14 protein-coding genes are annotated in these 12349 nt (G+C 31.1%); 9 read left to right on the plus strand and 5 right to left on the minus strand.

All coding sequences use genetic code 11. From position 1 onward, the window contains the following. Positions 1-11: 11 nt before the first annotated feature. The 6 genes from nrdF to LQ608_RS04905 all read left to right on the plus strand — a co-directional run bounded on the left by nrdF (position 12) and on the right by LQ608_RS04905 (position 6023). On the plus strand, positions 12-983 hold the full coding sequence (gene nrdF, locus LQ608_RS04880) for a class 1b ribonucleoside-diphosphate reductase subunit beta (RefSeq protein ID WP_078357368.1): 972 nt from the start codon (positions 12-14) through the stop codon (positions 981-983). Between the two features lie 620 nt (positions 984-1603). Further along, complete coding sequence (locus LQ608_RS04885) at positions 1604-2020, plus strand: FixH family protein (RefSeq protein ID WP_239750318.1); 417 nt, start codon at positions 1604-1606, stop codon at positions 2018-2020. Between the two features lie 133 nt (positions 2021-2153). Then, positions 2154-3125 carry an ABC transporter permease gene (locus LQ608_RS04890; RefSeq protein ID WP_078357370.1) on the plus strand — a complete coding sequence of 324 codons (972 nt, stop codon included), beginning with the start codon at positions 2154-2156 and terminating at the stop codon, positions 3123-3125. Further along, complete coding sequence (locus LQ608_RS04895) at positions 3115-4080, plus strand: iron chelate uptake ABC transporter family permease subunit (RefSeq protein WP_239750320.1); 966 nt, start codon at positions 3115-3117, stop codon at positions 4078-4080. The genes LQ608_RS04890 and LQ608_RS04895 overlap by 11 nt, the downstream gene beginning before the upstream one ends. Beyond that, a complete protein-coding gene (locus tag LQ608_RS04900; protein WP_239750326.1) occupies positions 4077-4877 on the plus strand; it encodes an iron ABC transporter ATP-binding protein in 801 nt (266 codons plus the stop codon). The genes LQ608_RS04895 and LQ608_RS04900 overlap by 4 nt, the downstream gene beginning before the upstream one ends. Positions 4878-4982: 105 nt before the next feature. After that, the gene (locus tag LQ608_RS04905) at positions 4983-6023 is read left to right on the plus strand and encodes a ferrated catecholamine ABC transporter substrate-binding lipoprotein SstD (protein ID WP_239750335.1); all 1041 of its coding nucleotides are present in this window, start codon (positions 4983-4985) and stop codon (positions 6021-6023) included. 42 nt (positions 6024-6065) lie between these two features. Here the strand turns inward: LQ608_RS04905 and murB are convergent, their stop codons facing one another. After that, complete coding sequence (gene murB, locus LQ608_RS04910; protein ID WP_239750337.1) at positions 6066-6986, minus strand: UDP-N-acetylmuramate dehydrogenase; 921 nt, start codon at positions 6984-6986, stop codon at positions 6066-6068. 70 nt (positions 6987-7056) lie between these two features. Beyond that, positions 7057-7578 carry a GrpB family protein gene (locus LQ608_RS04915; RefSeq protein ID WP_239750338.1) on the minus strand — a complete coding sequence of 174 codons (522 nt, stop codon included), beginning with the start codon at positions 7576-7578 and terminating at the stop codon, positions 7057-7059. A 96-nt stretch (positions 7579-7674) separates the two neighbouring features. Here LQ608_RS04915 and LQ608_RS04920 point away from each other — a divergent pair, with 96 nt between their 5' ends. Continuing rightward, on the plus strand, positions 7675-8562 hold the full coding sequence (locus LQ608_RS04920) for an EMYY motif lipoprotein (protein ID WP_239750339.1): 888 nt from the start codon (positions 7675-7677) through the stop codon (positions 8560-8562). A 35-nt stretch (positions 8563-8597) separates the two neighbouring features. Here LQ608_RS04920 and LQ608_RS04925 read toward each other — a convergent pair whose 3' ends face one another. Then, positions 8598-8825, minus strand: a complete 228-nt coding sequence (locus LQ608_RS04925) for a hypothetical protein (protein ID WP_208144083.1) — start codon at positions 8823-8825, stop codon at positions 8598-8600. Positions 8826-8998: 173 nt separating this feature from the next. Between LQ608_RS04925 and ytxJ the strand changes: the two genes are divergently transcribed. Beyond that, complete coding sequence (gene ytxJ / locus LQ608_RS04930; protein ID WP_078357378.1) at positions 8999-9319, plus strand: bacillithiol system redox-active protein YtxJ; 321 nt, start codon at positions 8999-9001, stop codon at positions 9317-9319. A 102-nt stretch (positions 9320-9421) separates the two neighbouring features. Then, positions 9422-10543, plus strand: a complete 1122-nt coding sequence (locus LQ608_RS04935; protein WP_078357379.1) for a glycerate kinase — start codon at positions 9422-9424, stop codon at positions 10541-10543. Between the two features lie 70 nt (positions 10544-10613). Here the strand turns inward: LQ608_RS04935 and pepT are convergent, their stop codons facing one another. Together pepT and LQ608_RS04945 are read right to left on the minus strand one after the other, a co-directional pair. Continuing rightward, positions 10614-11840: a peptidase T gene (gene pepT, locus LQ608_RS04940; protein ID WP_239750341.1), complete on the minus strand. Its 1227-nt coding sequence runs from the start codon at positions 11838-11840 to the stop codon at positions 10614-10616. Positions 11841-11876: 36 nt separating this feature from the next. After that, positions 11877-12341 carry a threonine/serine exporter family protein gene (locus tag LQ608_RS04945; protein ID WP_078357381.1) on the minus strand — a complete coding sequence of 155 codons (465 nt, stop codon included), beginning with the start codon at positions 12339-12341 and terminating at the stop codon, positions 11877-11879. Positions 12342-12349: the final 8 nt, after the last annotated feature.

Genomic DNA, 12349 nt, shown 5'->3' on the forward strand with positions numbered 1-12349 from the left:
GGAGATCTAACATGAAGGCAGTAAATTGGAATACACAAGAAGATATGACGAATATGTTCTGGCGTCAAAACATCTCACAAATGTGGGTTGAGTCAGAATTCAAAGTATCTAAAGATATGGCAAGTTGGGAAACACTAACTGAAGCAGAAAAAAACACATTTAAAAAAGCATTAGCTGGACTTACAGGTTTAGACACACATCAAGCAGATGATGGAATGCCATTAATCATGATGCACACTCAAGATTTAAGAAAAAAAGCTGTATATTCATTTATGGGAATGATGGAACAAATACATGCGAAAAGTTATTCTCATATATTTACTACATTATTGCCATCTAGTGAAACAAATGAATTATTAGATACTTGGGTTGTGGAAGAACCACATCTAAAATATAAATCAGATATGATTGTTGGAAACTACCATAAACTATGGGCTAAAGAAGCATCAATATATGATCAATATATGGCTAGAGTTTCAAGCGTGTTCTTAGAAACATTCTTGTTCTACTCAGGTTTCTATTATCCTTTATATTTAGCAGGACAAGGTCGTATGACAACATCAGGTGAAATTATTCGTAAAATATTATTAGACGAATCAATTCACGGTGTATTTACAGGTTTAGATGCACAAAGTCTGAAAAATGAACTTTCACAAGATGAACAAATTAAAGCAGATAGAGAAATGTATCGCATGCTAGATTTACTATATAAAAATGAGTATGAATATACAAAAACTTTATATGATGATATTGGTTTAACAAATGACGTAATGAATTACGTAACATATAATGCGAACAAAGCATTAGCAAACTTAGGATTTGACCCATATTATGAAGAAAAAGCATTCAATCCTATAATCGAGAACGCATTGAATACAAGCACTAAAAACCACGATTTCTTTAGTGTTAAAGGTGACGGTTACGTTATAGCATTAAACGTAGAAGCCCTAAAAGATGAAGACTTTATCTTTGAAGAAAAATAAGAATATAATGTATGAATGAAGCCGAGACAAACGAATTGTCTCGGCTCTTTTTTTTGTGTAGAAAGTGGGTTTTATGGGGATGGGCTAGATTGTGGGCTGTGGTTACAGGACTTAATTGTGCGCTTACTGGCAGAATTCTGAATAGTGCTCCTTAGACTGCGCTAACTGGCATAATTCCGAATATTGCTCCTTAGGTTGTTCTAACTGGCAGAATTCTGGATTATGCTCCTTAAAAAGTTCTAACTGGCAGAATTTCAGATTATGCTCCTTAGACTCTAGTTCATACGGACATTACTCGTAATTATGTCCCTAACAGCGCCTCATACGGACATTACTCAGAATTATGTCTCTAACACACACTCTTACGGACATTACTCGTAATTATGTCCCTAACAGCACCTCATACGGACATTACTCGTAATTATGTCCCTAACAGCACCTCATACGGACATTACTCGTAATGATGTCCCTAAGGCCCTCATGCTTTTTATTAATCTGTATTACAAAATAACAACTATTAACCTTTGCCATAAAAAGTTAACATATTTTTCAATATTAATTGATTTTAATAGAAAGTAATTGTTTATAATGAAAGTAATAGATGAAAGGTGGGTTTAATCTTGAAAAGAATTTTACTTGGCTTATTAACAGTATTAGTTATATCTGTGTTAGCTGCATGTGGAAATGACAAGAAGGAAGAAGAGCATAATCATTCGGAGCATAAATCGTCTGATAAACCTCAAGCTTTGGAAGTAGCATTAAATGTACCGAAAGAAGCGAAAAGTGGAGAAGAGGTTGAATTATCAGCTGAAGTTACACTTGGTAAAGAAAAGGTTAAAGATGCAGATGAAGTAATGTTCGAAATTGTGAAAGATGGAGACAAAGGTTCTTCTGAGATGAAGAAAGTTAAAGAAAATAAAGATGGCGTTTATAAATTGAAATACAAATTCAAAGATGCTGGTAAGTACAATGTAACAAGTCATGTTACAGCTAGAGATCAACATACAATGCCTAATAAAGACATTGTTATAAAATAATTATTCAAGAGGCTGAGACAAATTTTGTCTCAGCCTCTTATCATTTTTTGAAATAACATTGCTTTTAATTTTATTCTTCATTACAATAGAGATAATGATAATCGTTATCAACTAATGAGAAGTAGGGTGTGACATGGGAAAATTTTTAATGCGTTTAGATGTCTTGATTGTATTATTAGTTATCACGACATTCTTCTCGATTTTTATAGGTGTGTCCGAAGTAAAACCGTTACATATATTTAACTTATCTGATGAACAAAAAAATATATTAGTATCAAGTAGAATTCCAAGAACAGTGAGTATTATAATTTCGGGTAGTTCTTTAGCAATTTGTGGTCTTATTATGCAACAGCTTACCCGTAATAAATTTGTTTCACCAACAACAGCTGGAACTATGGATTGGGCTAGATTAGGTATCTTAATTGCGCTCATCGCTTTTCCAGACGCAAATATATTAGTCAAATTACTATTTGCTACATTGTTGAGTTTGTGTGGAACAATGCTGTTTATGCAAATTCTTCAACGAATTCAATTCAAAGATGTCATATTCATCCCACTAGTTGGTATTATGCTCGGAAATATTGTTTCTAGTTTTTCTTCTTTTATTGCTTTAAGAACGAATACAGTTCAAAGTATTGGGAACTTTATGCAGGGTAATTTTTCAATTATTACTAGCGGTAGATATGAAATTCTATACATAAGCATTCCTTTTTTAATACTTGCATTTATATTTGCGAACCAATTCACGATTGCCGGAATGGGTAAAGATTTTAGTGTGAATTTAGGTCTAAACTATCAAAAAGTCGTAAATATCGGGCTGATTATCGCTTCGATTATTACTGCATTAGTTGTTGTAACAGTTGGAACAATGCCATTCTTAGGTTTAATTATTCCAAACTTAATTTCTATATTTAGAGGTGATCATTTAAAAAATGCTCTACCACATACTGCTGTATTCGGGGCATTGTTTGTTATGATTTGCGATGTGTTAGGTAGATTAATCATCTTCCCATATGAAATTACAATTGGATTAACAATTGGCGTAATTGGTAGTTTTATTTTTATAGTAATGCTGATGAAAGGACGTTCAAGAAATGCTCAATAAATTATCGCCCATACATAAATTAATCCTTTTATCCGTATTAACTGTTCTAATTGCAGCTTTGTATTTATTTTATAATATTAATCCGAATATTTTAGAGTACCAATTAACCGGTCGTGTAAGAAAAGTAATTGCTATGTTGTTAGTAGGAGGAAGTATTGCTGTTTCTACAGTGATTTTTCAAACGATAACCAATAACAGAATTTTAACACCATCAATTATCGGTTTAGATGCTGTATATATGTTTATTAAGACTTCACTAATATTTATATTCGGTTCAACATCATCAGTTGTATTAAACTATCATTTGAATTTCATTATTACACTTGTTGGCATGATTTTATTTAGTTTATTTTTATTCCAAATATTATTTAGATCTAAAGATCAAAATGTATTCTTCATACTATTGCTTGGTATTGTTTTCGGAACATTCTTCTCCAGTTTATCTAGTTTCATTGAAATGATGATTGATCCTGAAGAATTTTTATCTATACAAAGCGCGATGTTCGCAAGTTTTAATGCTATTAATGAAGAATTGCTTACAATATCAGGTGCGGCATTGTTAATTATGATCATTATAGCGTTCAGAATTAGACCATATTTAGATGTATTATCATTAGGAAGAGATCATGCAATAAACTTAGGTGTTAATTATACAAATGTTACGAGATGGCTGATGGTTATGGTTGCATTGCTTGTAACAATTTCAACTGCGTTAGTAGGACCTATTACATTTTTAGGTTTACTCGTAGTTAATCTCGCACATGAATTTATTAAAGAATTTGAACACAAATATATATTGCCAGCTTCTATACTTATAAGTTGGATTAGTTTATTTCTAGGTCAATGGGTTGTCGAACATTTATTTGAAGGTAATACAGAAATTAGTATCATGATTAACTTTATTGGCGGTATTTACTTTATATTCTTAATTTTAAAGGAGCGTAATGTAGCATGATAAAAGTCGAAGGATTAACAAAAACTTATCAGCAAAATAAAGTCGTAGATGATGTTGATATAGAAATTGAAAAAGGCAAAATCACTTCTTTTATAGGTCCTAACGGCGCTGGGAAAAGTACGGTATTAGCTATGGTCAGCCGATTGATTGAAAAAGATAAAGGAAAAATTAAAATAGATAATCAAGATATTGCTTCAATGAAAAGTAACGAACTTGCTAAAAAGCTCGCTATTTTAAAACAAACGAATCACACGGAATTAAAAATTTCTGTAAGACAACTCGTTAGTTTTGGTAGATTTCCTTACTCAAAAGGTAAATTAAAAAGACAAGACAATATTATGATTGATAAAGCACTCGATTATTTAGGATTAACGAATATTCAAAATAAATACTTAAGTGAATTATCTGGTGGACAGAGACAAAGAGCATATATTGCTATGACGATTGCTCAAGATACTGATTATATATTGTTAGATGAGCCATTAAATAATTTAGATATGAAACATTCTGTACAAATTATGAAAATTTTAAGAAGACTTGTTAAAGAAATGAATAAAACGATTGTAATTGTTATACATGATATTAACTTTGCTTCTTGTTACTCGGATAGAATTATTGCGATTAAAGATGGAAAAGTAGAAATCGCTGGTTTTAAAAACGAGGTCATCAATGAGCCGGTATTGAGTGATATTTACGATTTAGATATCAAAATACAAGAAATAAATGGACAACGTATATGTGTTTATTTTGATAATGAATACATTGAAGTAGATGAAATTAAAACTTTAGCTATGTAGTTCATAATACTTTAAACATTGAAAGGAGTGATGCTTGATTTTACATGGGCAGATCGGTTCTTGGACACATTTTATATCATTTAATCAGAAGGAGAATCATGAACTATGAAGAAAGTATTTGGTTTTATTATAATTAGCTTGTTATCAGTAGTGCTTGTAGCTTGTGGAAGTAACTCAAACAGCAAAGACGAAAAGTCATCAAAAGATGATACTAAAAGTGGTTCTCAAACTATAGAAATTCAATCGAAATATGAAGTTAGTGGCGAGAAAAAAGACGGCAGTGATTCTAAAAAAATAGAAGAAAAAGTAAAAGTACCAGTAAATCCTAAAAAAGTAGTCGTATTAGATTATGGTGCTTTAGATACAGTAGAAGCTTTAGGTGCTAAAGATGCAGTTAAAGGTGTGCCAAAAGGGGAAAATGGCGCATCATTACCTGGATTCTTAGACACATTTAAAGGCGATGATGTAGTGAACACAGGTTCAGTAAAAGAAGTGAATTATGACAAGATTGCTGAAATTCAACCAGATTTAATCTTATTCTCTGGTCGTACAGCAGGTACAGAAGTACAAGATGAATTGAAAAAAGCAGCTCCAGATGCATCTAGATTATACGTTGGCGCTGATGATAAAAACTTATTAAAATCAGTAGAACAAAATACAACTAATTTAGGTAAAATCTTTGATAAAGAAGATAAAGCAAAAGAATTAATTGCTGGTTTAGATAAGAAAGTAAAATCAGCAAAAGAAAAAGCTAAAAAATCAGATGACAAAGCAATGTACTTACTAGTTAACGAAGGTGAATTATCTACATATGGACCTGGTGCTAGATTTGGTAGCTTAATTTATGATGTACTAGGCGTTAAACCAGTTGATAAAAATATTAAAGCAAGTGGTCACGGTCAACCAATCAGTTATGAATATGTAACTGAGAAAAATCCAGACATTATTTACGCAATGGATAGAGGTAAAGCAATCGGTGGTAAAGAAAGCTCAAACAAAGCATTATCAAACGATGTCATTAAAGATGTAAATGCAATTAAAGATAAAAAAGTAGTTAATGTTGATCCACAATTATGGTACTTAGCTTCAGGTGGCGTAAGAACAACTGAAAAACAAGTAGACGAAGTAATTAAAGGTTTAGAATAAATAAAAAAAGACAAGCGATATTAATTTATCGCTTGTCTTTTTTTAATCTTCTAACTGTTCTCCTATAATTCTTACTTCTCTTTTTAATTCTATGTCAAATTTTTCTTTTACTACATTTTGTACATGTTTTATTATATTTTCATAGTCTGTAGCAGTACCGTTATCTACATTTACAATAAATCCGGCATGTTTTGTAGAAACTTCTACTCCGCCGATTCTATGACCTTGTAAATCTGCATCTTGAATAAGTTTGCCTGCAAAATGATTAGGAGGTCTTTGGAATACACTTCCACATGAAGGATATTCTAATGGTTGTTTATCTTCACGACGTTGTGTTAAGTCATCCATCGTAGCTTGGATTGAATTAATGTCACCGTCTTTTAATTTAAATGTTGCTTCTAATACAACTAAATGTTTACGTTGAACGATACTTGTACGGTAGTCTAATTCTAAGTCTTCACCTTTAATTACATGTAATCGGCCTGTATCATCAACAGCTTTAATGTGATCTATACAATCTTTCACTTCGCCACCATATGCACCAGCATTCATATAAACTGCACCACCAACAGAACCTGGTATACCACAAGCAAATTCTAGTCCTGTTAAATGATGATCCCTAGCACGTCTTGATACATCTATTATAGCTGCGCCACTTCCACAAGTAATTGTTTGATTATTAACGGTTATTCCATTGAATTGTAATAAGCTTATTACGATACCTCTTATACCACCATCTCGAATGATGATGTTAGATCCATTTCCTAAAAATGTGAGTGGGATTTGATTGTTATATGCAAACTCTATAATTTTTTGAACTTCAATATGTGAAGTTGGTGATAAATAAAAGTCAGCTTTACCGCCTGTCTTAGTGAATGTATATTTTTTTAGTGGCTCGTTCACTTTTATAAGTGATTTAGGGAGGAAAGTAGATAACGCCTCCAAAATTGTATGATTGTCCAACGTACGACGTCCTTTCTATATTGTGCTCATATTACTATTATATCAAGATTTATAATCTTAAGCGAATAGGTTATTTTTTATGCTCATTTAATAATTGTTGAAACCATTTTTGTTTTTGATTTTCATAGTCTTTAATGCTGAATGAGTTATGTAGTGCTGCTAATTTAAATGAGTCATAAGTTTGTATAATATTTTTATCATTTGTTAAAAGTGACTCTACAGTTAAATAATCATAAAGCATTTGGTTGTTTTGTTCAAGAATATGTAAACGCGTAATTTGTTTTAAGCTGATCATATCTTCAAATTGAGCCATCATAACTTTTTTGTTATAGCCATTATGTAATCGATAAATACGGTGATAGTTCAGTCTTTTTTCATCTAAGCTAGTAATATCATGTAAAGATTTTACAGTTACAAGGACATCAACTATTGGCTCAGTAGAATAATTCGTTTGCTTTGTCCCACCTATATGATAAACATCTAAAACAGGTGTATCTAATAAATGAATTAATAAATGTTGAATTCTTTCAAAATTTAGTTTAAAATCATCAGTTGACTTTAGTTGAATAAAAGGTTGAGGAAGTTTTAACATAAAGACTCCTTTCTTAAATGCATAATTGAATATACAATATAACATTTTAATTATCCATGAAATTAGGTATAATACAAGTGAAACAGAGGTGCAATGATGAAAATTAAATTACTTTATTTAATGATGTTTGTCCTTGTCTTTATTATTGCAGCTTGTGGTAATGAATTACATTCAGATCTTCAAAATTATAAAAAGGATATGAAACCTATTTATAAAAAAGAAAATTCAATTCTTAATGATATAGATAAATTAAACTTAAACCGGTTAGATCAACTTATTGGCACGGAAGTAACAGTTGAGAAGCGTAAAGAGTTGGATGAACTTCAAAATAAGCTTGAAAAGCAGATAATACCTGAAGTCAAAGATCTAAAAAAACAAGCTGAAAATATAGATGCAAATACAAATGATGTTAAAGATGCTCATAATATATATGTGAGTAACGTAGCAAAGAAAGAAAAAACAATAACAGAATTAAATGAATATATTTCATTGTTTAAAAAATCGATTGAGTCTAATGAAAAAATATTAGAATATACAAGTGTTTTTGAACAAAATAAATCTGATGCAGAGAAAAATGCAAAGCTAGCCAAAAATAATGCAGAAGAAAAAGAAGATTATGAAGCACTCGTTTCAGTTATTGATAAAAATAGTGAAGAGTTAAGTAGTAAAGCAAAATATTTAAATGAAACTCAGAATGTTCAAGATAGAGCAGATTATATTGAGAATGAAATTATTCCATTGTTTTCTAAAAATGTGAAATCATTAAATCAAACGAATATCTCATCTAAAAGAGTTAATCAAATGAGACAAGCTCAAATAGAGGTTTATTATACGCTCATTAATTATTATAAAGAACGTAAAAAAGGAATTGTAATTGAAGATAAACTTCAAAAAATACAAGTATCAAACGGTATGAATGCTCAATTTACTTATCTAGGTAAAGATGAAAAGTATGACAAAGCAATCGAAAGGTTAGATAAATAAAACACACCAAATACATTAATTTTGGTGTGTTTTCTTCATTTTTTATTTATGGTATCTTCATTTTTATGATTCTTTGATAAATATATGTTTTTGCCTACTAATGATACGAACCAAATAGAAAATGCGATTATAAGAATAAACGATAATGCAGGTTGATTTGTAAAATCAAATAAAAACAGTATAGAAATAATAAGTAAACATGCATTAATCGTATCAATCATGCCCCATCTTTTTATAAGTGTGGGTTTAGCATCTTTGGACAAAACTGGCACCTCCTTAATATATAACTAGTATACCAAAATTGTCTTGTGGTTAATATTATAGTTTAAGGGTAAAGATAATAAAGCCAATTATTAAAAATAGAATTTGCCATATAAATGGATAGATGATATAGTGTTCAATTGTATTGGTTAAATTATGATAGAGGTGAATTAAAATGGTCGTGAAATTAACTTCCATCGATCAATTTGAAAAAGTACTCAATGATAATCCAAACGTATTTGTTATGAAACATAGCGGTACTTGTCCTATTTCAGCAAGTGCATATGATCAATTTAACAAATTCTTATATGAAAGAGACATGGATGGTTATTATTTAATTGTTCAAGAAGAAAGAGAATTGTCTGATTATATAGCTGACAAAACTGGAGTCAAACATGAATCGCCACAAGCATTTTACTTTGTAAATGGGAATGCTGAATGGGATGCGAGTCATGAAAATATCACAGTAGCAAGTTTATCGAAAGCAGAAGAGTAATATTGATAATAAGCAAACAGTCAAAAAAGACTGTTTGTTTTTTTGTTAATTGTGTAAAAAAACAGTATAATGAATTATGATAAAAAGCATGAGGTGAAAATTATGAGAGTATTAGTTGCGATGGATGAGTTTGATAGTATTTTATCTAGTTACCATGCAAATCGATTTGTCGAAGAAGCAATAAAGTCTCAATTTAATGAAGCGGATATTGTACAAGTTCCATTATTTAATGGGCAAAGAGAAGTTATAGATTCAGTATTATTATGGCAATCCGGAACGAAATATTCAGTAGATCATCATGATGCATATATGAGACCGAAATCATCTGTATATGTAGTGACTGAACAGAATATAACAGTTATAGAAGCAGGGGATATACTATCTTCAAGTGAAGAAATCATTAGCCCACTTAATACAAGTTCGTATGGATTAGGTGAAGTCATTTTAGAAGCACTGAATGAAGAAAGTAAAGAAATGTTGATATCAGTAGGGAATGTAGCAAGTTATGATGGTGGGCTTGGTATGTTACAAGCGTTAGGTGCTAAATTCTATGACGCTGAAGGTGCTTTAGTAGATGTTAGTAAAGGCGCTAAATGGATGAAATATATTAGAACAATTGATTTATATGATTTAGATAAAAGATTAAAAGATAAAAATATTAAAGTCATTACAGACTTTGAATCTAAATACTATGGTAAAGACAGCCGAATTATGAAAGAGCAAGAATTAAATCAAATTGCTAAAGATGATGCTGTTTCAATCGATAATGCATTGTGGTATATCAGCGAATTATTTAAAAGTCAGCATAAAATATTATTAGGTAAAGAAGAAAGAGGCGGATCAGGAAGCGGATTAGCTGCTTTATTTAATAGTTTATGGGATGCCCAACTTGTTACAGGTGGGGATGTAGTCAATGAGCTTACGTATTTAGATCAATTAATAGAGCAAGCAGATTTAATTGTATTTGGTGAAGGTTTACAACCTAATCAACAATTGTTGGAGACAACTTCAGTGAGAATAGCAGAATTATGTAAAAAACATCAAAAAATAAATATTGCGATATGTGCAACAGATGAAAAATTCGATCAATATTTAGAACAAGATGTTACTGCAATGTTTAAAGTATTTAATAAAGACCAATATACGATGAGTGATTTAGAAATGGGCATTGCCTTGAGACATTTAACAACGCAGTCACTTAGATTACTAAAATCATCGTTATAATTAAAAGATTAAAAAACCATGCATAGCCGTTAAGTAAGTATTAACAGGTATGCATGGTTTTTTTGATTTATTATGATTGCTTTTCAAATTCAGAAACGATACCGATAATTGTGTGGACTGCTTTTTCCATGACATCTATTGAAGCATATTCAAATGGTCCATGGAAGTTTGCTCCGCCTGTAAATAGGTTTGGCGTTGGTAAGCCCATATACGATAATTGTGAGCCGTCAGTTCCGCCTCTTATTGGTTCAATGATAGGCGTTATACCTAATGACTTGATAACTTTCTCGGGTATGTCAACAAGCTCAGGATGTGGCTTGATTTTTTCACCCATATTGAAATATTGATCATGGATTGTTACATTAATCAGTTCACTATCATATTTATGATTTAAAATTTTGGCTATATCTAATAAATGATTTTTTCTTCGTTCAAATTGTGCTTTATCATGATCACGAATAATATATTGAAGTGTTGCTTTTTCAACTGTGCCAGACATATCTGTTAAATGGTAAAAACCTTCGTATCCATCCGTTTGCTCTGGTACTTCATGATTAGGAAGTTGATCATTAAAAGCCATGGCTAAAGTATTAGCGTTAACCATAACATCTTTAGCTGAGCCTGGATGAACATTGACGCCATTCACTTCTACTATTGCAGCTGCAGCATTAAAACTTTCAAATTGTAATTCACCTTCAAGACTGCCATCTAATGTATAAGCAAAATCTGCATTAAATCGTTCAACATCAAAGTTATGTGGGCCTTTGCCTATTTCTTCGTCTGGTGTAAAGCTAAATCTAATGTCACCATGTTTAATTTCAGGATGTTCATTCAAATAAATAATGGCTTCCATAATTTCAACGACACCTGCTTTATCATCTGCACCAAGTAAAGAAGTACCATCTGTCGTCATTAAAGTATGTCCAATTACTTTGTTTAATTGTGGAAATGTTTTTGGACTAAGTATTTTATCTGAATTTCCTAATTGTATATCTTGACCGTCGTATTTTTCGACTATTAAAGGTTTAACATTTGATGCGTTATAGTCTGGAGAAGTATCGATATGAGCTAATAAACCTATAGTTGGAACCTTTTTATCGGTATTTGATGGAAGTGTTGCCATTAAATAACCTTTATCATCTACATCTACTTCAAGGTTTAATGCTTTTATTTCTTCTTGAAGCAGATTAATTAAGTCCCATTGCTTCTCAGTAGATGGTGTAGTTTGGCTAGATGGATCAGCTTGTGTATCTATTCTTACATATCTTTCTAATCGATCAATTAGACGTTGTTTCAAATTGCTCGCTCCTTTTTACTTCTATTTACGTATTTATTATACGCTCTTTTGTTTCCTAGAAGCAAAAGAATGCTTTGAACGAACATAGATTTGGAAGATGATTTCTGAACATAAAATACCAAATGCGATAGCACCAGAAATCAATGTAGCTTGTAACGTTGTATTGATTGCAACGTCATAATTATTTATAACTAAATTTTTAGTAGCATCATATGCTAGACCACCTGGTACAAGAGGAATAATACCTGCTACTATAAATATGATCATAGGTCGTTTGTAATAACGGCTCATAATATGACTCATTAAAGCTAATGCAAAGCTACCATAAAATGAAGCTTGTACTTTATCTATACCAAAATCTAACGAAATTGTGTAAATCATCCAACCCATTGCTCCAACGATACCGCAAGCTATTAAAAGTCTCTTAGGTGCATTGAAAATGACAGAGAAAAATAACGTTGCTGTAAAACTTAATAAAATTTGATATATATAATCTAACATTTAAAGCA

It is taken from the genome of Mammaliicoccus sp. H-M34 (assembly GCF_022386495.1).
GTDB classification, from domain to species: Bacteria; Bacillota; Bacilli; order Staphylococcales; family Staphylococcaceae; genus Mammaliicoccus; species Mammaliicoccus fleurettii.

What these genes read in the sequence shown, in the direction of transcription:
- nrdF (WP_078357368.1), top strand. Translation starts at nt 12, where the DNA reads ATGAAGGCAGTAAATTGGAATACACAAGAAGATATGACGAATATGTTC.
- LQ608_RS04890 (WP_078357370.1), top strand. Translation starts at nt 2,154, where the DNA reads ATGGGAAAATTTTTAATGCGTTTAGATGTCTTGATTGTATTATTAGTT.
- LQ608_RS04895 (WP_239750320.1), top strand. Translation starts at nt 3,115, where the DNA reads ATGCTCAATAAATTATCGCCCATACATAAATTAATCCTTTTATCCGTA.
- LQ608_RS04900 (WP_239750326.1), top strand. Translation starts at nt 4,077, where the DNA reads ATGATAAAAGTCGAAGGATTAACAAAAACTTATCAGCAAAATAAAGTC.
- LQ608_RS04905 (WP_239750335.1), top strand. Translation starts at nt 4,983, where the DNA reads ATGAAGAAAGTATTTGGTTTTATTATAATTAGCTTGTTATCAGTAGTG.
- LQ608_RS04915 (WP_239750338.1), bottom strand. Translation starts at nt 7,578, where the DNA reads ATGTTAAAACTTCCTCAACCTTTTATTCAACTAAAGTCAACTGATGAT.
- LQ608_RS04920 (WP_239750339.1), top strand. Translation starts at nt 7,675, where the DNA reads ATGAAAATTAAATTACTTTATTTAATGATGTTTGTCCTTGTCTTTATT.
- ytxJ (WP_078357378.1), top strand. Translation starts at nt 8,999, where the DNA reads ATGGTCGTGAAATTAACTTCCATCGATCAATTTGAAAAAGTACTCAAT.
- LQ608_RS04935 (WP_078357379.1), top strand. Translation starts at nt 9,422, where the DNA reads ATGAGAGTATTAGTTGCGATGGATGAGTTTGATAGTATTTTATCTAGT.
- LQ608_RS04945 (WP_078357381.1), bottom strand. Translation starts at nt 12,341, where the DNA reads ATGTTAGATTATATATATCAAATTTTATTAAGTTTTACAGCAACGTTA.